The 20,830-nt window shown below is 53.3% G+C and carries 18 protein-coding genes; 8 read left to right on the top strand and 10 right to left on the bottom strand.

Translation table 11 applies throughout. From position 1 onward, the window contains the following. Nucleotides 1–39: 39 nt before the first annotated feature. Both yajL and panE read right to left on the bottom strand, forming a co-directional pair. Nucleotides 40–633, bottom strand: coding sequence for a protein deglycase YajL (gene yajL, locus D5067_RS17720; protein ID WP_119935303.1), 594 nt, complete (start codon nt 631–633; stop codon nt 40–42). Then, complete coding sequence (gene panE, locus D5067_RS17715) at nt 596–1,507, bottom strand: 2-dehydropantoate 2-reductase (protein ID WP_119935302.1); 912 nt, start codon at nt 1,505–1,507, stop codon at nt 596–598. Before panE ends, yajL begins: the two co-directional genes overlap by 38 nt. Before the next feature lie 125 nt (nt 1,508–1,632). Between panE and D5067_RS17710 the strand changes: the two genes are divergently transcribed. Further along, nucleotides 1,633–2,124, top strand: a complete 492-nt coding sequence (locus tag D5067_RS17710) for a YajQ family cyclic di-GMP-binding protein (protein ID WP_119935301.1) — start codon at nt 1,633–1,635, stop codon at nt 2,122–2,124. A gap of 32 nt (nt 2,125–2,156) precedes the next feature. Here the strand turns inward: D5067_RS17710 and D5067_RS17705 are convergent, their stop codons facing one another. The 8 genes from D5067_RS17705 to D5067_RS17670 form a co-directional block, all read right to left on the bottom strand. After that, nucleotides 2,157–3,518 carry an MFS transporter gene (locus D5067_RS17705; RefSeq protein ID WP_119935300.1) on the bottom strand — a complete coding sequence of 454 codons (1,362 nt, stop codon included), beginning with the start codon at nt 3,516–3,518 and terminating at the stop codon, nt 2,157–2,159. Between the two features lie 213 nt (nt 3,519–3,731). Continuing rightward, complete coding sequence (gene cyoE, locus D5067_RS17700; RefSeq protein ID WP_119935299.1) at nt 3,732–4,619, bottom strand: heme o synthase; 888 nt, start codon at nt 4,617–4,619, stop codon at nt 3,732–3,734. Nucleotides 4,620–4,630: 11 nt separating this feature from the next. Further along, complete coding sequence (locus tag D5067_RS17695; protein ID WP_090279615.1) at nt 4,631–4,957, bottom strand: cytochrome o ubiquinol oxidase subunit IV; 327 nt, start codon at nt 4,955–4,957, stop codon at nt 4,631–4,633. After that, nucleotides 4,957–5,571 carry a cytochrome o ubiquinol oxidase subunit III gene (locus D5067_RS17690; protein WP_119935298.1) on the bottom strand — a complete coding sequence of 205 codons (615 nt, stop codon included), beginning with the start codon at nt 5,569–5,571 and terminating at the stop codon, nt 4,957–4,959. The genes D5067_RS17695 and D5067_RS17690 overlap by 1 nt, the downstream gene beginning before the upstream one ends. Continuing rightward, on the bottom strand, nt 5,561–7,552 hold the full coding sequence (cyoB, locus tag D5067_RS17685) for a cytochrome o ubiquinol oxidase subunit I (RefSeq protein ID WP_119935297.1): 1,992 nt from the start codon (nt 7,550–7,552) through the stop codon (nt 5,561–5,563). Before cyoB ends, D5067_RS17690 begins: the two co-directional genes overlap by 11 nt. 16 nt (nt 7,553–7,568) lie before the next feature. Beyond that, on the bottom strand, nt 7,569–8,516 hold the full coding sequence (gene cyoA / locus D5067_RS17680) for a cytochrome o ubiquinol oxidase subunit II (RefSeq protein ID WP_119935296.1): 948 nt from the start codon (nt 8,514–8,516) through the stop codon (nt 7,569–7,571). 478 nt (nt 8,517–8,994) lie between these two features. Then, nucleotides 8,995–10,470, bottom strand: a complete 1,476-nt coding sequence (ampG, locus tag D5067_RS17675) for a muropeptide MFS transporter AmpG (protein ID WP_119935295.1) — start codon at nt 10,468–10,470, stop codon at nt 8,995–8,997. 45 nt (nt 10,471–10,515) lie between these two features. Next, nucleotides 10,516–11,094: a lipoprotein gene (locus D5067_RS17670; RefSeq protein ID WP_119935471.1), complete on the bottom strand. Its 579-nt coding sequence runs from the start codon at nt 11,092–11,094 to the stop codon at nt 10,516–10,518. Nucleotides 11,095–11,399: 305 nt separating this feature from the next. Between D5067_RS17670 and bolA the strand changes: the two genes are divergently transcribed. From bolA to ppiD, 7 genes are all read left to right on the top strand, one after another. Next, a complete protein-coding gene (bolA, locus tag D5067_RS17665) occupies nt 11,400–11,717 on the top strand; it encodes a transcriptional regulator BolA (RefSeq protein ID WP_119935294.1) in 318 nt (105 codons plus the stop codon). A 331-nt stretch (nt 11,718–12,048) separates the two neighbouring features. Further along, nucleotides 12,049–13,347, top strand: a complete 1,299-nt coding sequence (tig, locus tag D5067_RS17660) for a trigger factor (protein WP_119935293.1) — start codon at nt 12,049–12,051, stop codon at nt 13,345–13,347. A gap of 260 nt (nt 13,348–13,607) precedes the next feature. Next, nucleotides 13,608–14,231 carry an ATP-dependent Clp endopeptidase proteolytic subunit ClpP gene (clpP, locus tag D5067_RS17655; protein ID WP_010428105.1) on the top strand — a complete coding sequence of 208 codons (624 nt, stop codon included), beginning with the start codon at nt 13,608–13,610 and terminating at the stop codon, nt 14,229–14,231. A 126-nt stretch (nt 14,232–14,357) separates the two neighbouring features. Continuing rightward, nucleotides 14,358–15,632, top strand: coding sequence for an ATP-dependent protease ATP-binding subunit ClpX (gene clpX / locus D5067_RS17650; RefSeq protein WP_119935292.1), 1,275 nt, complete (start codon nt 14,358–14,360; stop codon nt 15,630–15,632). 183 nt (nt 15,633–15,815) lie between these two features. Then, nucleotides 15,816–18,170 (top strand): endopeptidase La, encoded by a 2,355-nt coding sequence (gene lon / locus D5067_RS17645; RefSeq protein WP_119935291.1) that lies wholly within the window; start codon nt 15,816–15,818, stop codon nt 18,168–18,170. A 210-nt stretch (nt 18,171–18,380) separates the two neighbouring features. Further along, on the top strand, nt 18,381–18,653 hold the full coding sequence (gene hupB / locus D5067_RS17640) for a nucleoid-associated protein HU-beta (protein ID WP_002444653.1): 273 nt from the start codon (nt 18,381–18,383) through the stop codon (nt 18,651–18,653). Between the two features lie 212 nt (nt 18,654–18,865). Further along, complete coding sequence (ppiD, locus tag D5067_RS17635) at nt 18,866–20,737, top strand: peptidylprolyl isomerase (RefSeq protein WP_119935290.1); 1,872 nt, start codon at nt 18,866–18,868, stop codon at nt 20,735–20,737. Nucleotides 20,738–20,830: the final 93 nt, after the last annotated feature.

The following is a 20,830-nucleotide window of genomic DNA, read 5'->3' as shown; positions in this document are numbered from 1 at the left end:
GCCGGGTAAGGCGTAGCCGCCACCCGGCTTTTTTATGCACTACTCTTCATAGTAATTATAAATCCCCGCCGGCATCACCAGCGACGACGCGACTTCGTACGCTTTTTCACGCCCGACCAGCAGGTCAATAATCTTGAGGCCAAAATCAATCGCGGTACCGGGCCCCTGACTGGTGAGCAGGTTGACGCGCGGATCCCAGACGACGCGTTTATCCACCCAATGCTCTTCCGGGATCGTATGCTTCAGCCCCGGGAAACCGGTCATATTGCCGATGGGGAAGATATCGTGAGGAACCAGGACCGTACCGGCGGCAGCGCAAATTGTGGCGACGATGCGGCCGGACAGATGGAACTGACGCACGGTTTCCACCAGTAACGGGCTGTCGCGAAAACATTCTGCCCCTTTCAGGCCGCCGGGAAGCACGATGATGTCGTAATCCCCGTCCGCCACCTGAACCAGCGGCGCATCCGCAAGGATCTTCACCCCGCGTGAACAGGCGATCGCCAGATTACCGTCGCTGGCGACGCTGGCAGTGGTCACCGCAATACCGCCGCGCACCATCAAGTCGATGGTGGTGACGGCTTCCATTTCTTCGCTACCAGGGGCGAGGCATATCAGTGCCGTTGCGCTCATACTCACTCTCCTTACGTTTAACCCGATCGTACAGACGCGCGTTTTCCGGCACCGCAATGCCGTGGGCACGGGCGCGCTTTAGCAGATAGCCGGTGATGTAGTCGATTTCGGTGTGGCGTAACGCCCGAACGTCCTGCAGCATCGACGAGATATTTTCTGCCGTACTATCAATAACCTGCTCGACATAATAACGTAAATCTTCGGCCGAAGTGTGCAAGCCTTCGCGTTCAACTACGGCAGCGACTTCTTCACAGAGCGTGGCGATCTCCTGCGGATGGTTTTTCAGCTCGCCGTTTGGGCAATCCCACAGCGCCGTCAGCGGATTAATCACGCAGTTCACCGCCAGTTTGCGCCAGAGTTGCGCACGGATATTGTTGTGCCACGCTACGTCCGGGAGCACCTTCTGTAGAACATCCGCTAGATAGCTGTAGTCGCCGTCCTGCTCGCGGGCCGGACCGATATGCGTCACACCGCTGGCTACGTGAATAATGATATTGCCGTCGCGACGCGCAGCGTGGGTGGTGGTGGCCATCAGCAGGGGCTGAGGAATGCTCTTCAGCTCATCAATCGTTCCCATACCGTTATGCAGCAGCAAAACGGGCGAGCCGGGGGGAAGTTGTGCGGACAGCGTCTTTACCGCATCTGAAACCTGCCACGCCTTGAGCGTCACCAGCAGGAGGTCGCTTTGTGCCAGGAAATCGGGATCGTTAGCGGTAAGAGATTCGTTAAAGAGGCTTCCGTCTTCAGCAATCAGGTTTACACTGCAGTAGGGCTGGGGCACGCGCAGCCAGCCCTGAACTTCATGTCCGTGCTTGCATAGCGCGGTCAGCCAAAGCTGGCCCAGAGCGCCGCATCCGAGCACTGTAATTTTCATTTATCCTCCTCACCTGCAACTGCGCCAGGTGTTACGGCCTAAGTATAGCGCCGTCGACTATGCTTTTGAGTTATGCCTTGTTGCGGGTATTATGCAACGCAACAAAAATGAAAGGAGAAGAAAAGATGCCATCTTTCGATATTGTTTCCGAAGTTGATATCCAGGAAGTTCGCAACGGCGTGGACAACGCAAGCCGTGAAGTTGAGTCACGTTTCGATTTTCGCGGCGTTGAGGCGAGTTTTGAACTGAACGACGCAAATAAGACCATCAAGGTGCTGAGCGAGTCTGACTTCCAGGTTAACCAGCTGCTCGATATTCTGCGCGCCAAGCTGCTGAAGCGCGGCATTGAAGGAACCTCGCTGGACGTGCCGGAAGAGTTCGTGCACAGCGGCAAAACCTGGTTCGTTGAAGCCAAGCTGAAGCAGGGCATCGAGAGCGCGGTGCAGAAGAAAATCGTTAAGCTTATCAAAGACAGCAAGCTGAAGGTTCAGGCGCAAATCCAGGGCGAAGAGATCCGCGTGACCGGGAAATCTCGTGACGATCTGCAGGGCGTGATGGCGCTTATTCGCGGCGGCGATCTGGGGCAGCCTTTCCAGTTCAAAAACTTCCGCGATTAAAACAAAAATGCCCGGTTCAACCGGGCATTTTTTTACGCTTTCAAAGCCTGTTCTACCTCGAAGCGGTTGGTGACCTTACTGTCTATTTTGACGTAGGCGCTGCGTTCATCCGGGACAATCAGCACGTCAGTTACACCCTCTTTTGCTGCCAGACGCGCTTTCAGCGCATCGCTAATGTCGACATCATCCGGAATTTCCACGCGCAGGCTGCTTACGTAGCGCGGCTCTTTCATGGTGCTGGCGACCAGCAGCCAGACCATCGCCAGCAATGCCCCCGCAAGAAACACGGTTTGCGAATCAAACAGGCCGTCCACCCACCCGCCGAGCGAGCCGCCAATCGCCACGCCGAGAAACTGGCTGGTGGAGTAAATGCCCATTGCCGTCCCTTTGTAGCCGGCAGGGGATTCCTTGCTGATGAGCGACGGCAGCAGCGCTTCCATCAGGTTAAAGGCCAGGAAGAAGATCTGTACGCCGATAACCAGTTCCCAGAAGTGCGGACCAGAACCCCACAGCACGATTTCGGCAATCAGCAGGAGCGCCACGCAGCCCACGAAAACGCGCTTCATTTTGCGCTTCACTTCCGCGTAGATAATAAACGGCACCACGGAGACGAATGAGATCAGCATCGTCACCAGATAGATTTTCCAGTGCTCGGCGGCGGGGAAGCCCGCGGCGGCAAGCTGGCCGGGCAGGGCGACGAAGGTCGACATCAGCAGGATATGCAGACACATAATGCCAAAGTTCAGCTTCAGCAGGCGCGGCTCGACAATCACTTTGCTGAAGCAGCCTTTCACCATCCCGGACTCGCGGTTGAGGACGTGATTTTTACTGTCGGGCACCACCCAAAGCGTCAGCGCAATACCGATAGTCGCCAGTACCGCAATCATCCAGAACAGGGCGTGCAGGCCCAGCTTATGGGTAACGATCGGGCCGAGCACCATCGCAATCGCGAACGTCACGCCGAAGCTGACGCCGATAAAGGCCATCGCCTTGGTGCGGTTCTGCTCGCGGGTGAGGTCCGACAGCAGCGCCATCACGGCGGCGGCAATCGCGCCGGAGCCCTGCAGGGCGCGGCCAAGAATAATGCCCCAGATGGAGTGGGAGAGGGCGGCTATAATGCTGCCGAGCACGAACACCAGCAGTCCGCCGACAATCAGCGGTTTACGGCCGACGCGGTCTGAAAGCAGACCAAAGGGGATCTGGAAGACCGCCTGGGCCAAACCGTAAATGCCAATGGCCAGGCCAATCAACGCTTCGCTGGCGCCCTGCAGTGCCATACCGTACGTGGTCAGAACAGGCAGGACCATAAACATGCCAAGCATCCGTAGCGAGAAAACAGTCCCTAAGCCCCAGGTCGCGCGTAGCTCGCCTGGCGTCATTTTATAATCGTTCATTACCACCTCAGTTCAAAAGCAGGCACTAGTTTAGGCGGGGCGTTAAGTGCGGTAAACAGGTGTTTGTTTAAGAGATATTACCATCGTGCAAAACCGCGGCGGGTGACGGCAATGCCTTACCCGACCTACCGATCCCGTAGGCCCGTGCAAGCGTAGCGCCGCCGGGCAAAAAAAAAGCCAGGTGATTAACCTGGCTTTTTCAATTCAGCACGCTTACCAGACGTACGTCAGCAGGCTGTGTGAATCTGGCACCATGAAGTCCACGGACATCATCACGGACAGAGAGGTGATGGCGACAATCGAGAACACAAACAGCTTGCGTGCCCAAACTTTGTCATCTTCCACTTTATACCCCCGCAGGGCCATACCGAGCCACCAGACGCTCACCGCAGCTGCCACGACCAGATATTTATATCCAGCGTAACCGCCCAGAGAGAGCATCAGCGTTGCTACAGCAAAGGCGATGATGTAGAGCGTGATGTGGTTCTTGGCAACCGAAATGCCTTTCACGACCGGCAGAACCGGGATGTTCGCTGCCTGATAATCCTTAAAGCGGAAAATCGCGATGGCATAGGAGTGCGGCATCTGCCACAGGCTAAAGATAGCCAGCAGGATCAGCGCACCGCTGTCGAACTCGTTCGTGACGGCGCAGTAGCCAATCACCGGCGGCGCAGCGCCGGAGAGAGAACCAATCAGCGTACCGTAAACGGAGTGACGTTTCATATACAGGCTGTAGACGCCCACATAGACAACGAACCCCATCACCCCCAGCCAGCAGGCCAGCGGGTTAGCACCAAACCACAGGAGCATAAAGCCAGCAATACCCAGCAAGGTGGCGTACACCAGCGAGACGGAAGGGGCGATCAGGCCTTTCACCAGCACCCGATTTTTGGTCCTTTCCATCTTCTTGTCGATATCCATGTCGATGTAGTTGTTAAATACACAACCGGACGCAACAACCAGTGACACACCGACCAGCGTGTAGATAAAGAGGGCGTAATCGATGCTGCCCTTAGAGGCCAGCAGGAACCCTCCAATCACGGAGATCAGGTTGCCAAAGATGATGCCTGGTTTTGTTACTTGCAGGTATTGCTTAAACATACTCGCCGCTCTTAGTGAACCATCATGTTGTAGTTAAGGTTCCACATAATCCAGATGGAACCGACTACCAGGATAGCGATGATAATCACGGTAAAGATAAAGGCCGTCATATTCCAGCCTTCATCGGACTTGGTGTTCATGTGCAGGAAGCAAACCAGATGCACCAGAATCTGAATCACAGCGGTTACCAGGATGACGCCCAGAATAACCGGCTTAGATGCAGAACCGTTCATCACCATCCAGAACGGGATCACCGTCAGGATGATCGACAGGATGAAACCTGTCATGTAGGTTTTTACGCTACCGTGGGAAGCGCCATGATCGTTTGAATGACTCATTACATCGCCCCCATCAGATAAACAACAGAGAACACACAGATCCATACCACGTCCAGGAAGTGCCAGAACAGGCTCAGGCACATGATGCGGGTACGGTTAGTATTGGTCAGGCCGCGACGGTGTACCTGGAACATCAGTACCGCCATCCAGATCAGACCAGAAGTTACGTGCAGACCGTGGGTACCTACCAGCGCGAAGAACGCGGACAGGAAGCCACTGCGATCCGGGCCGAAACCTTCCATGATCAGGTGATGGAATTCATAGATTTCCATCCCGATAAAGCCAGCACCAAACAGCCAGGTCAACGCCAGCCAGGAGACAACCTGGCTCTTGTTGTTTTTGTACATGGCGATAGCCGCCATGCCGTAGGTGATGGAGCTGAACAGCAGCAGTGCGGTTTCTACCAGTACGAACGGCAGCTCAAAAATGTCCTTGCCAGCCGGGCCGCCCGCCGTGCCGTTCACCAGAACGGCATAGGTCGCGAACAGACAGCAGAACAGAATGCAGTCGCTCATCAGGTAGATCCAGAAACCGAAGACTTTCATCGGTCCCGTATCGTGGTGCGCATGCTCATGCGCGTGGGCAGTTGAGTGCGCCAGAGTATCAGTTGCCATTTTTCAGCCCCGCTTTAGAAATCTCGTCGAAATGCTGATTTTCCAGCTTTTCAACTTCACGGACTGGTACGTAGTAGTCCACGTCCTCGTCAAAGCTCTTCACAATCCAGCTGATTACGATGCCGGCAAAGCCAACAATCGCCATCCACCAGATGTGCCAGATCATTGCGAAACCAAATACCGTTGCGAATGCGGCAATAACGATGCCCGCGCCGCTGTTTTTCGGCATGTGGATCTCTTCGTAATGAGCAGGTTGCTTATACGCTTCACCTTTTTCTTTCATTTCCCAGAATGCGTCGCGTTCATGGATCTGCGGCACAACGGCGAAGTTATAGAACGGCGGAGGAGAAGAGGTCGCCCACTCCAGCGTACGGCCACCCCACGGGTCACCGGTCAGGTCACGGTTCTGGTCGCGGTCGCGAATAGACACGTAGAACTGAATCAGCTGAGACGCGATACCACAGGCAATCAGCACTGCGCCGCCCGCTGCAACCATCAGCATTGGGTGGAACTGCGGATCAATCTGCTGGCTCAGGCGACGGGTCATACCCATGAAGCCCAGCACGTACAGCGGCATAAATGCTACGAAGAAGCCGATGATCCAGAACCAGAACGCGCGTTTACCCCATTTTTCGTTCAGGGTAAAACCGAACGCTTTTGGCCACCAGTAGGTTACGCCAGCGAAGCAGCCGAAGACTACGCCACCGATGATAACGTTATGGAAGTGCGCAATCAGGAACAGGCTGTTGTGCAGTACGAAGTCAGCGCCCGGTACCGCCAGCAGTACGCCGGTCATCCCACCCACGGAGAAGGTCACGATGAAGCCGATGGTCCACAGCATCGCTGAGTGGAACACGATACGGCCCTGGTACATGGTGAACAGCCAGTTGAAGATCTTAACCCCGGTAGGGATGGCGATAATCATGGTGGTGATACCGAAGAAGGCGTTTACGTTCGCGCCCGCACCCATGGTAAAGAAGTGGTGCAGCCAAACGATGAACGACAGAACGGTAATACACACGGTTGCCCACACCAGAGAGGTGTAACCAAACAGACGCTTACGCGAGAAGGTTGCTGCGATTTCGGAGAACACCCCGAAGACCGGCAGAACCAGGATGTACACTTCCGGGTGACCCCAGGCCCAAATCAGGTTGATGTACATCATCATGTTGCCACCCATATCATTCGTGAAGAAATGGGTGCCCAGGTAGCGGTCCAGGGTCAGCAGCGCGACGGTGACGGTCAGAATTGGGAATGAAGCAATAATCAGGATGTTGGCGCACAGAGATGCCCAGGTAAATACCGGCATCTTGAACATGGTCATGCCAGGGGCACGCATCTTGATAATGGTCACGAAGAAGTTGATACCGGTCAGGGTAGTACCGACACCGGAGAGCTGAAGCGCCCAAATCCAGTAATCGACGCCTACGCCAGGACTGTACTCAATTCCTGAAAGCGGCGGGTATGCCAGCCAGCCGGTCTGTGCGAATTCGCCCACACCCAGTGACAGGTTAACCAGGATAACGCCGACAACCGTGAACCAGAAGCTCAGGTTGTTCAGGAACGGGAACGCAACGTCGCGCGCGCCGATTTGCAGCGGAACGACAACGTTCATCAGGCCGATAACCAGCGGCATCGCCACGAAGAAGATCATGATAACGCCGTGGGCGGTAAAGATCTGATCGTAGTGGTGCGGCGGCAGGAAGCCGGCTTCACCCGCCGAGGCGAGCGCCTGCTGGCTACGCATCATGATCGCATCCGCAAAGCCACGAATTAACATGACGATACCGACGATGCAGTACATGATACCGAGTTTTTTGTGGTCAACCGAGGTCAGCCACTCATTCCACAGGTAGCTCCACTTACCGAAGTAAGTGATTAAGCCCAGTAAGGCTGCGCCACCGATGATAATTGCAGCCACCGTAATCACGATAATCGGTTCGTGGTACGGCACCGCATCCAGTGTCAATTTTCCGAACATTTTCTTCCTCGGCCCCTTAGTGAGCGGTTTCCGCGTGGCTCATGTCCATGCCTTCCATACCTTCGTGCGCGCTGTGCTCGCCTTCAGGCTGGGTCATGTCCATGCTCTTGCCGTGATCCATAAATTTGCCAATAACGTCCTTGAACAAATCAGGTTTCACATTAGAGAAGTACTCCACCTTGTTGTATTCGCTAGGTGTAGCCACTTTGTCGAACGCCGCCATGTCAGACATGGTGTTAGTAGACTGCTTCGCTTTTTCAACCCACTGGTCGAAAGCGGCGCGATCTGGCGTAGCGATAGCTTTGAACTTCATACCCGAGAAGCCCGGGCCACTATAGCTGGCGGAGATACCGTCGTAGGTGCCTGCTTCATTCGCGATCAGGTGCAGGTTAGTCTGCATACCGGCCATCGCGTAAATCTGGCTACCCAGACGTGGGATGAAGAAGGAGTTCATTACGGAGTTGGAGGTCACTTTGAACTGAACCGGAGTGTTCGCCGGGAAGGCGATTTCATTCACGGTAGCAATGCCCTGCTCCGGATAGATGAAGAACCATTTCCAGTCCATGGAGACGACTTCAATGGTAATAGGTTTCTCATCGTGAACCAGCGGTTTGCTTGGCTCAAGCGCGTGAGTGGTTTTCCAGGTCAGCACGGCAAGGAACAGGATGATCAGAATAGGTACCGTCCAGACCACAGCTTCCACTTTATTGGAGTGTGACCAGTTAGGGCTATACTTCGCATCTTTATTGCTCGCACGATACTTCCAGGCGAAACCAACAGCCATCAAAATGGCTGGAATAACCACAATCATCATCAGGCCAAATGCCGTCAGAATCAGTGAACGTTGTTCCAGTCCAATCTGTCCTTTGGGGTCTAGTAGTGCAGAATCGCAGCCACTGAGTAATACAGTGCCCGCGAATAATGACAACCATCCCAAACTTTTATTGTATTTCCCGAGTCTCATTTAACGACCTCAATTCCACGGAGTCTGGTGGCGTTTAAAGTGTGGGGGCATTTTACGGGAAGGTTACATTACTGTAAACATCATTAGGACTGTGTCAGGAAGGTGTTACTGGGTTCTGCCGCGCATGTCACAAGTGTTGCAAATTATGTCGCTTTTTCAGACAAAAGCCGCACGGCATGGGCTTTATAACGAATGGTCCCCCAAGCATACCCTAAAAGGGGCAATTGGTATAACCATTGTTAAAAATATACAAAAAATTAACAAATAATTATCAATATAAAGACAATTAAAAAACGAAAATTCAATCTTTCAAAAGCTGAATCGTTTAATGAAAAATACCGTTTTGGAATTGGCTCCTATAATTTCCGAAAGCTATCCCGCACAAAACAACAAATATTTTTTTTATCAGCTGGCGTTTATTCTCCCGTTATAATTACGCATCGTGATTACAACGGGAAATAACCTTTCGCTTTTTTCTTCAGGTCAATTGCGTTTTGCGTAAAGCCAGATAATCAAGGACGCCACCAAGCACGATCCCGACGATAGCCAGCAGGGCGCCGATGTCCAGCAACAGGCCTTCAAGCGGGAGCGCCAGCGCGGTTGTCGCATTGACGATCAGCACCGCAAGCCATAATACCAGCGCAAGGCAACCCACCATTAGCAGACGTAAGGCAAAGCGGTAGGCTCGATGATATTCGGTACGCGGCATAAAGTGTTCTGTACGCTGGGTATATTCCAGCGTCTGGCGACAGACCAGCAGCAATAAAATCCCCGGTACGGCCGCGACCACCGAGAAGAGATAAAAGGTTGGCCAGCCGTGGGCTTCAACAAACCAGCCGGCAATGGGGCCAACGTAAACGCGTCCGACGGCGGAAAGCGCCGAGAGCAGGGCAAACTGCGTGGCGGAAAATGATTTGTTGCACAGGGTCATCAGCAGGGCGACAAAGGCTGCCGTTCCCATCCCGCCGCAGAGGTTTTCGAAGAACACCGCCGTCGCCATGCTGATCATATGTTTATCGGTGATCGAAAGCAGCCAGTACCCCGCGTTCGATGCCCCCTGCAGGATGCCGAAGATCAGCAGGGCGCGGAACAGCGTCAGACGCTGCATCAACACGCCGCCGTACAGGGCGCCGACGATAGTGGCAAACAGGCCGAGCGTTTTGTTTACTACCCCCACTTCGCCAGCATCAAACCCGACGCCGCGGATGAGGAAGGTCGTGGTCAGGCTCATGGCAAACGCATCGCCCAGCTTATAAAGGACGATCAGCAGCAGGATGAGCCAGGCATTGTTGCGGCCAAAGAAGTCGCGCAGCGGTTCGGCAACGGCCTGCTCCAGCGAGCGTGGAACCGGGATCACGTCGCTTGGTTCAGGTGCAAGCAGGGTGGCAATAATACAGGGGATGAGCAGCGCGGCCATCAGCCAGTACATGCCCTGCCAGCCGAGATAGCGGTCGGCAAGCCAGAGCGCCAGACCGCCGGAAACCAGCATCCCAAGACGATAGCCGAGTACGCTAATGGCCGCCCCGGCACCGCGCTCGTCAGCGGGCAGAACGTCCGTCTTCCAGGCGTCGAAAACGATATCCTGCGAAGCGGAACAGAAGGCGATGACCACCGCAAGAGCGGCCATCCAGCGCAGCTGCGTTGACGGTTCAAGAAAGCCCATCGCGGCGATCGCCATGAGCAAGAGAAGCTGCGTTATTACTAACCAACCGCGACGTCGCCCGAGGAACGGCGGCGTGTAGCGGTCCATCACCGGCGACCACAGGAACTTAAAGACGTAAGCCTGGCCGACAAGCGAGAAGAAGCCGATGGTTTTGAGATCGATATTCTCGACGGTCATCCACGCCTGGAGCGTGCCGGAGGTGAGCGCGAGCGGTAAACCGGAGGCGAAGCCGAGGATCAGCAGAATGGCTGATTTCGGTTGCTGGAAAATGCGTAAGTAGTGACTGGACATGTTTTATAAAACTGACCCGGCTATGCACCGGGTCAGTCAGCGGGATTAACGCGCGTTCTGCTTGATGAAGTCGTGAATGCTGGTGTCCTGTGCCATATCGGCAATAGTGTCAGTCAGCACGCTGTTAACCGCGTCGGCGATATTTTTGTTGGACGCCTGGAATGCGCCTTCAACCGAATAGCTCGCACGGTAGTTTTTGTTCATCTTATTGCCGTTCTTCGCGGTTGCGATGATGGCGATATCGGCTTTGGTCGCGATATTGTAGCGAACGTTACCCTGGGATACGTCTGCGTACAGATTGTTCACGATGATCTGCAGATCAACCGCGCCGCTTGGGCCAACCATGTAACCGCGGGAGGTCATCTGTTTCTCCAGCACTTCCTGCAGCAGGAAGCGCAGGTCGCGGGAAGCGGTCAGGACAACCTGCTGATTGTCGCGAGTGACTTTCGCCAGCGCCTGATCCTGACGCTGATCGGCACCGTTGATGCTAACGGTCACGCCCATCAGGCTTGGATCCTGCTGAGGCAGGGTGATTTTTGGTGAAACATCAATTGTCGTTGGCGGGGTTGCACAGCCTGCCAGCATGAAAAGTGCTACCAACGGAAAGAAGATTTTTTTTAACATTTTCAGGTTCTCAACGAATCGTAAGCATATAAAGAGAAAAATTGCCGCCATCATAACATCGCCAACGGCCAGGGGAAGTGGTCAACGCATGTAAATTCATCGCCTTGTCTGAAATCTGACCCGCTTAGCCCTTTTCTCCACCCGTAAATGACAAAACGTGTGAGCCTCACAGTTAACTTCATTCCTTTGAATGAGAAAATCAGACGAAAGCTAAATATTTGTTGTCTTAATGTAATGGAAACGGTAAAAGCGGCTAATATTTAAAGGGATGGGTGACATCCTGGGGTTGTCGGAGGAGTAATTTCATGATGATACGTGAGCAGATAGAAGATAAATTAAGGGCAGCGTTCGACCCTGTTTTCCTCGAAGTTGTCGACGAAAGCTATCGTCATAACGTGCCGGCGGGTTCTGAAAGCCACTTCAAAGTGGTTCTGGTCAGCGATCGTTTTCAGGGAGAACGTTTCCTGAACCGACATCGCATGATCTACAGCACCCTGTCGGAAGAACTCTCCACGACCGTGCATGCGCTAGCATTGCATACCTATACCATTAAGGAATGGGAAGGCTTGCAGGATACGGTAGTTGCATCACCGCCCTGTCGCGGTGCAGGCACCTTAGCCTGAAAAATCGGATTTGCAACAGCCGGAGTATTTCCAGTATGTTGCATAGAGATTTCGTCGAAACGGCCTCCGGGCCGTTTTGTTTTGTCTGAGTTTTGAGCGGATGGTGCGATTTTAAGGCTAAAAATAGCCGTAAAGTGTGAAAAAAGCCGCAGCAACTAGCCCCAACCGTTCTCGACTCACCTAAGTGATGCCGCTATAATGCCGCGTCTTATTGAATGTCTTCGGGATGATTCTGGCGACAGGGAATGTGAATCTGCACTAAGAGAGCATCCCGGTAAACACAGACAGATTCAGAGTTGACCGAGCACTGTGATTTTTTTGAGGTAACAAGATGCAAGTTTCAGTTGAAACCACTCAAGGCCTTGGCCGCCGTGTAACGATTACTATCGCTGCTGACAGCATCGAAACTGCTGTGAAAAGCGAGCTGGTCAACGTAGCAAAAAAAGTACGTATTGACGGCTTCCGCAAGGGCAAAGTTCCAATGAATGTTGTTGCTCAGCGTTATGGCGCTTCCGTGCGTCAGGATGTGCTGGGTGAACTGATGAGCCGCAACTTTATCGATGCGATCATCAAAGAAAAAATTAATCCAGCTGGCGCGCCAAACTACGTTCCAGGCGAATACAAGCAGGGCGAAGACTTCACCTACTCCGTAGAGTTCGAAGTGTACCCGGAAGTTGAGCTGAAAGGTCTGGAATCTATCGAGGTTGAAAAGCCGGTTGTTTCCGTGACTGACGAAGACGTTGACGGCATGCTGGACACCCTGCGCAAGCAGCAGGCGAACTGGAAAGATAAAGAAGGCGCAGTTGACGCTGAAGACCGTGTCACCATCGACTTCACCGGTTCTGTAGACGGCGAAGAGTTCGAAGGCGGCAAAGCGTCTGACTTCGTACTGGCAATGGGCCAGGGTCGTATGATCCCAGGCTTCGAAGACGGTATCAAAGGCCACAAAGCGGGCGAAGAGTTCACCATCGACGTGACCTTCCCTGAAGAGTACCACGCTGAAAACCTGAAAGGGAAAGCAGCGAAGTTCGTTATCAACCTGAAGAAAGTTGAAGAGCGCGAACTGCCAGAACTGACTGAAGAATTCATCAAACGTTTCGGCGTGGAAGATGGTTCTGTTGCAGGCCTGCGTACCGAAGTGCGTAAGAACATGGAACGCGAGCTGAACGGTGCTGTGCGTAACCGTGTGAAATCTCAGGCGATCGACGGTCTGGTGAAAGCGAACGAGATTGACGTTCCAGCTGCACTGATCGACAGCGAAATCGACGTTCTGCGCCGTCAGGCTGCACAGCGTTTCGGTGGCAACCAGCAGCAAGCGATGGAACTGCCGCGCGAGCTGTTCGAAGAGCAAGCGAAACGCCGCGTTGTTGTTGGCCTGCTGCTGGGCGAAGTGATTCGTACCCACGAGCTGAAAGCTGACGAAGAGCGCGTTAAAGGCCTGATCGAAGAGATGGCTTCTGCGTACGAAGACCCATCAGAAGTTGTTGAGTTCTATGGTAAGAACAAAGAGCTGATGGACAACATGCGCAACGTCGCACTGGAAGAGCAGGCTGTTGAAGCGGTACTGGCGAAAGCTAAAGTGTCCGAAAAAGCGACCTCTTTCAACGAACTGATGAACCAGCAGGCGTAATTTCGCCCCAACGGTTTAAAGTTTGAACAGAAAACCCGTTGCCTTCCGGCGACGGGTTTTTTTTATCACACCAATAGCCCAGGAAGAGTGCTAAAACGCCCTTTCAGTGTTAGCGTAACAACAAAAGATTGTTATGCTTGAAATAGGGCACTGTGAACCCCATAAGTATGTAATCACGATGAATGAGACTGGCTGATAATCCGTCCATAAGGTTACAATCAGTACAGCAGGTGTTTTCAATTTTGATCCAGGAGACGGAAATGTCATACAGTGGCGAACGAGATAACTTTGCACCCCATATGGCTCTGGTGCCAATGGTTATTGAACAGACCTCACGTGGTGAGCGTTCTTTTGATATCTATTCCCGTCTGCTCAAGGAACGCGTTATCTTTCTGACCGGCCAGGTGGAAGACCACATGGCAAACCTGATTGTGGCGCAGATGCTGTTTCTGGAAGCGGAAAACCCGGAAAAAGACATTTATCTGTACATCAACTCGCCAGGCGGCGTGATTACGGCTGGTATGTCTATTTACGACACCATGCAATTCATCAAGCCGGATGTTAGCACCATTTGTATGGGACAGGCCGCATCCATGGGGGCATTCCTGTTAACCGCAGGGGCGAAAGGCAAGCGTTTCTGCCTGCCAAATTCCCGCGTGATGATTCACCAGCCGCTGGGTGGTTACCAGGGCCAGGCGACGGATATCGAAATCCACGCTCGAGAAATTCTGAAAGTAAAAGCGCGCATGAATGAACTTATGGCGCAGCATACGGGTCAACCTCTCGAGCAGATCGAGCGCGATACCGAACGCGATCGCTTCCTCTCTGCACCTGAGGCAGTTGAGTACGGCTTAGTCGACTCCGTTTTGACCCATCGTAATTGATGCCCGCGACGCGAGTGTGCCGCTATACTAAGGTAGGGCGGCATTCTGCCGAAAGCAGCTTGCGTCTGAGAATGGCATTTGCGTCGTCATGTGCGGCACAAAGAACTTAAAAAGAGGTTTGGACTCATGACAGATAAACGCAAAGATGGTTCGGGCAAACTGCTGTACTGCTCTTTTTGCGGCAAAAGCCAGCATGAAGTGCGTAAACTGATTGCCGGGCCGTCCGTGTATATCTGCGACGAGTGTGTCGATTTATGTAACGACATCATTCGCGAAGAGATTAAAGAAGTTGCCCCGCACCGTGAGCGTAGCGCGTTGCCGACACCGCATGAAATTCGTCATCACCTTGACGACTATGTCATCGGTCAGGAGCAGGCGAAGAAAGTGCTGGCGGTGGCGGTATATAACCACTACAAACGTCTGCGTAACGGCGATACCAGCAACGGTGTGGAGCTGGGTAAAAGTAACATCCTGCTGATCGGGCCGACCGGTTCCGGTAAAACGCTGCTGGCAGAAACGCTGGCGCGCCTGCTGGATGTTCCGTTCACCATGGCGGATGCCACCACCCTGACCGAAGCCGGTTACGTGGGTGAAGACGTTGAAAACATCATCCAGAAACTGCTGCAGAAGTGCGATTACGACGTACAGAAAGCACAGCGCGGGATCGTCTACATCGATGAGATCGACAAAATCTCTCGTAAGTCAGACAACCCGTCCATCACCCGTGATGTATCGGGTGAGGGTGTACAGCAGGCGCTGCTGAAGCTGATTGAAGGTACCGTTGCTGCGGTTCCGCCACAGGGTGGTCGTAAACATCCTCAGCAGGAGTTCCTGCAGGTTGATACCTCCAAGATCCTGTTCATCTGTGGCGGTGCATTCGCCGGTCTGGATAAAGTGATCTCTCACCGTGTTGAAACCGGCTCCGGCATTGGTTTTGGCGCAACGGTGAAAGCCTCGTCTGAAAAACCGAACGAAGGGCAGCTGCTGTCGCAGGTTGAACCAGAAGATTTGATCAAGTTTGGTCTGATCCCTGAGTTCATTGGTCGTCTGCCGGTTGTAGCGACGCTGAACGAGCTGAGTGAAGACGCGCTTATTCAGATCCTGAAAGAGCCGAAAAATGCGCTGACCAAGCAGTATCAGGCGTTGTTCAATCTGGAAGGCGTAGATCTGGAATTCCGTGACGAAGCGCTGGATGCGATTGCCAAGAAGGCAATGATCCGTAAAACCGGTGCACGTGGTCTGCGTTCCATCGTTGAAGCAGCTCTGCTCGATACCATGTACGATTTGCCGTCCATGGAAGATGTCGAGAAGGTGGTTATCGATGAGTCCGTCATTAGCGGTCAGACCAAGCCACTGCTGATTTACGGTAAACCGGAAGCCCAGCAGGCATCTGGCGAATAATTCACCAAATCATACAAGCAGTTAATCAAAAAGGGGGGATTTTATCTCCCCTTTGCTTTTTCCGTATTCATGACGTTGAATGTGTGGGAAACATCCCCATATACTGGTTACATGTTAATGGTTGTGTGAAGCACAGTTACATGACCAGCTTACCTGGCGGACACTAAACTAAGAGAGAGCTCTATGAATCCTGAGCGTTCTGAACGCATTGAAATCCCCGTATTGCCGTTGCGCGATGTGGTGGTTTATCCGCACATGGTCATACCCTTATTTGTAGGGCGGGAAAAATCTATCCGTTGCCTCGAAGCCGCCATGGATCATGATAAAAAAATCATGTTGGTTGCGCAGAAAGAAGCATCAACGGATGAGCCGGGTGTAAACGATCTTTTCACCGTCGGGACCGTGGCCTCTATTTTGCAAATGCTGAAGCTGCCTGACGGCACCGTTAAGGTGCTGGTAGAAGGTTTACAGCGTGCGCGTATTACCACGCTGTCAGACGATGGCGAGCACTTCTCTGCGAAGGCAGAGTACCTTGATTCGCCTGAGCTTGATGAGCGCGAGCAGGAAGTGCTGGTGCGCACCGCGATTAGCCAGTTTGAAGGCTATATCAAGCTGAACAAGAAAATCCCACCAGAAGTGCTGACGTCGCTGAACAGCATCGACGATCCTGCGCGTCTGGCGGACACCATCGCTGCACACATGCCGCTGAAGCTGGCTGACAAACAGTCCGTGCTGGAAATGTCCGACGTTAATGAACGTCTGGAATATCTGATGGCGATGATGGAGTCTGAAATCGATCTGCTGCAGGTTGAGAAGCGTATTCGCAACCGTGTGAAAAAGCAGATGGAGAAATCTCAGCGTGAGTACTATCTGAATGAGCAAATGAAGGCCATTCAGAAAGAGCTGGGCGAGATGGACGACGCGCCGGACGAAAACGAAGCGCTGAAGCGTAAAATCGACGCGGCGAAGATGCCGAAAGAGGCGAAAGAGAAAGCGGAAGCAGAACTGCAGAAGCTGAAAATGATGTCTCCGATGTCGGCTGAAGCGACCGTTGTACGCGGCTACATTGAGTGGATGGTTCAGGTTCCGTGGAACGCCCGCAGCAAGGTCAAAAAAGACCTGCGTCAGGCGCAGGAGATCCTGGACACCGACCACTACGGCCTTGAGCGCGTGAAAGACCGCATTCTTGAGTACCTCGCGGTACAAAGCCGTGTGAACAAAATTAAAGGCCCAATCCTGTGTCTGGTGGGACCGCCGGGGGTAGGTAAAACCTCTCTGGGCCAGTCCATCGCTAAAGCGACCGGACGTAAGTATATCCGTATGGCGCTGGGTGGCGTGCGCGATGAAGCGGAAATCCGCGGTCACCGCCGTACCTACATCGGCTCCATGCCGGGTAAACTGATCCAGAAAATGGCGAAAGTGGGCGTTAAAAACCCGCTGTTCCTGCTGGATGAGATCGACAAAATGTCGTCTGACATGCGCGGCGATCCGGCTTCGGCGCTGCTGGAAGTGCTTGATCCAGAACAAAACGTGGCGTTCAGCGATCACTACCTGGAAGTGGACTACGACCTGAGCGATGTCATGTTCGTGGCGACGTCTAACTCCATGAACATTCCGGCTCCGCTGCTCGACCGTATGGAAGTGATCCGTCTTTCCGGCTATACCGAAGACGAGAAGCTGAACATTGCTAAACAGCACCTGCTGCCGAAGCAGATTGAGCGTAACGCGCTTAAAGCCAGCGAGCTGACCGTAGAGGACAGCGCGATTGTCGGCATCATTCGCTACTACACCCGTGAAGCGGGCGTGCGTAGCCTTGAGCGTGAAATCTCGAAGCTGTGCCGTAAGGCGGTTAAACAGCTGCTGCTGGATAAGAGCCTGAAGCACATCGTGATTAACGGCGATAACCTGCATGCGTACCTCGGCGTTCAGCGCTTCGACTACGGTCGTGCGGACAATGAGAACCGCGTTGGCCAGGTGACCGGTCTGGCGTGGACGGAAGTGGGCGGCGATCTGCTGACCATCGAAACCGCCTGCGTACCGGGTAAAGGCAAGCTGACCTACACCGGCTCGTTGGGTGAAGTCATGCAGGAGTCTATTCAGGCTGCGCTGACCGTAGTGCGTGCGCGTGCGGAAAAACTGGGCATCAACGCGGATTTCTATGAAAAACGCGACATCCACGTTCACGTTCCTGAAGGGGCGACGCCAAAAGATGGCCCAAGCGCCGGTATCGCAATGTGTACGGCACTTGTATCCTGCCTGACGGGTAACCCGGTACGTGCTGATGTGGCGATGACGGGTGAAATCACCCTGCGTGGCCTGGTACTGCCAATCGGTGGACTGAAAGAGAAACTGCTGGCGGCACATCGTGGTGGGATCAAAACCGTATTGATCCCTTACGAGAATAAACGCGATCTGGAAGAGATTCCGGACAACGTGATTGCCGATCTGCAGATCCATCCGGTTAAACGTATTGAGGAAGTTCTGAGTCTCGCACTGCAGAATGAACCCTCCGGAATGCAGGTTGTAACCGCAAAATAGTGACCTCGCGCAAAGAGCGTCAATAAAAATAAGGTTGGTAAGCCATTTCGGGCTTGCCAGCCTTTTTTTGTATAGCTAATTTAGATTGCTGATTGGGTTAGCCATCAACAACGGGTGTTGTAAGGTCATGGCAGGCCTGATATAACTGCTGCGCGGTCGCGTTGTGAAGGATTCAGGCGCGATATAAATTATAAAGAGAGGAAGAGAACAGTGAATAAATCTCAACTGATTGACAAAATTGCTGCGGGTGCTGATATTTCTAAAGCTGCAGCTGGACGTGCGTTAGATGCTTTAATTGCTTCTGTTACTGAATCTCTGCAGGCTGGGGACGACGTTGCACTGGTAGGTTTCGGTACTTTTGCTGTTAAAGAGCGTGCTGCCCGTACTGGCCGCAACCCTCAGACCGGTAAAGAGATCACCATTGCTGCGGCTAAAGTGCCGGGTTTCCGTGCAGGTAAAGCGCTGAAAGACGCAGTAAACTGATTGCTTTCCCGCTTAAGGGAAGCCGAAAAGTACAAGGGCGCATCGTTTGATGTGCCTTTTTTGTTTGTCCAGGCCTGATTTGTTCGAGTTTATGCGAGTTGTGGGCTGACAATCGTACTGGTTTCTTGTCACAATACGACTTTACGCGCAGCGGTAAGGATTTTCCGTTAGCGTCAGGTAACCAGTCACATACAGCGGAGTGTTGTTACACCATGATGGACAGCTTACGCACGGCTGCTAACAGTCTCGTGCTCAAGATTATATTCGGTCTCATTATCCTGTCGTTCATATTGACCGGCGTGAGCAGTTACCTTATCGGCGGTGGCGCTAACTACGCCGCTAAAGTGAACGGCCAGGAAATCAGCCGTGGGCAGTTCGAGAACGCTTTCGCGGGTGAACGTAACCGCATGCAGCAGCAGCTGGGTGACCAGTTCTCCGAGCTTGCGGCGAATGAAGGCTATATGAAAACGCTGCGTCAGCAGACGCTGAACCGCCTCATCGACGAAGCGCTGCTCGATCAGTATGCGAAGGATTTGGGCCTGGGCATCAGCGACGAGCAGGTTAAAAAAGCCATCTTCTCGACCCCGGCATTCCAGTCTAACGGCAAGTTCGACAACGCCCGTTACAACAGCATTGTGAACCAGATGGGCATGACGGCCGATCAGTACGCACAGGCGCTGCGTAACCAGCTCACCACTCAGCAGCTGATTAACGCTGTTGTGGGTACCGATTTCATGCTCAAAGGTGAAACCGACGAACTGGCTGCGCTGGTGGCCCAGCAACGCGTGGTGCGTGAGGCAACCATCGATGTGAATGCGCTGGCGGCGAAGCAGCAGGTTAGCGACGCAGAGATCAATGCGTACTACGAGCAAAACAAGAACAGCTTCGTTGCCCCCGAGCAGTTCCGCGTAAGCTATATCAAGCTTGATGCGGCTGCGCTGCAGGAAACCGCCTCTGACGCGGATATTCAGTCTTATTACGACCAGCATCAGGATCAGTTCACTCAGCCGCAGCGTAACCGTTACAGCGTGATTCAGACCAAAACTGAAGCAGATGCAAAAGCGGTGCTGGACGAACTGAACAAGGGTGCAGATTTCGCGACCGTAGCGAAAGCAAAATCCACCGACATTATCTCTGCTAAAAATGGCGGTGATATGGGCTGGCTGGAAGAGGCCACAACGCCTGATGAACTGAAAGGTGCGGGTCTGAAAGACAAAGGCCAGCTTTCAGGTGTGATCAAATCTTCTGTTGGCTTCCTGGTGGTTCGTCTGGACGATGTTCAGGCTGCAAAAACCAAGCCGCTGGCTGACGTTCGTGACGATATCGCGGCGAAAGTGAAGCAAGAGAAAGCGCTGGACGCTTTCTATGCGCTGCAGCAGAAGGTGAGCGATGCCGCGAGCAACGATAACGAATCTCTGGCGGGTGCAGAGCAGGCTGCGGGTGTTAAAGCGGTTGAGACAGGCTGGTTTGGTCATGACAACCTGCCGGAAGAGCTGAACTTTAAGCCAGTTTCTGATGCCATCTTCAACGGTGGGCTGGTGGGAGAGAACGGCACGCCGGGCAGCAACTCCGACATCATTACCGTCGACGGCGACCGCGCGTTCGTTCTGCGCGTCAGCGAACACAAAGCTGAGGCAGTTAAACCGCTGGCAGACGTGAAGGATCAGGTTGTTGCGCAGGTTAAGCATAACAAAGCGGAACAGCAGGCAAAACTGGATGCTGAGAAGATCCTTGTCGACCTGAAGGCGGGTAAAAATGACGCGCTGAAAGCGGCGGGGCTGAGCTTCGGTGAGGCGAAAACCCTGAGCCGTACCGGTCAGGATCCTGTTAGCCAGGCGGCATTTGGTCTGAGCCTGCCGGCGAAGGACAAACCAAGTTTTGGTAGCGCAACCGATATGCAGGGTAACGTGGTTCTGCTGGCACTCGACGAAGTGAAAGCGGGCACCATGCCGGAAGAGCAGAAGAAAGCAATGGTGCAGGGTATCACCCAGAATAATGCCCAGATTGCCTTCGAAGCGATGATGAGCAACCTGCGTAAAGAAGCCAAAATCAAGCTGGGTGATGCGATTACTCAGCAGCAATAATTACGTGTCTGTTCGCAGATTTTCGTAACGCACTGCAAAAACTAAAGGCCGCTTTCGCGGCCTTTTCCATTTCTGAAATCCGCTGTTTGTGCC

The organism is Enterobacter huaxiensis, from assembly GCF_003594935.2.
Classification (GTDB): Bacteria; Pseudomonadota; Gammaproteobacteria; order Enterobacterales; family Enterobacteriaceae; genus Enterobacter; species Enterobacter huaxiensis.
The sequence above is the reverse complement of the archived record's forward strand: the minus strand, read 5'-3'. Positions and strand labels throughout refer to the sequence as shown.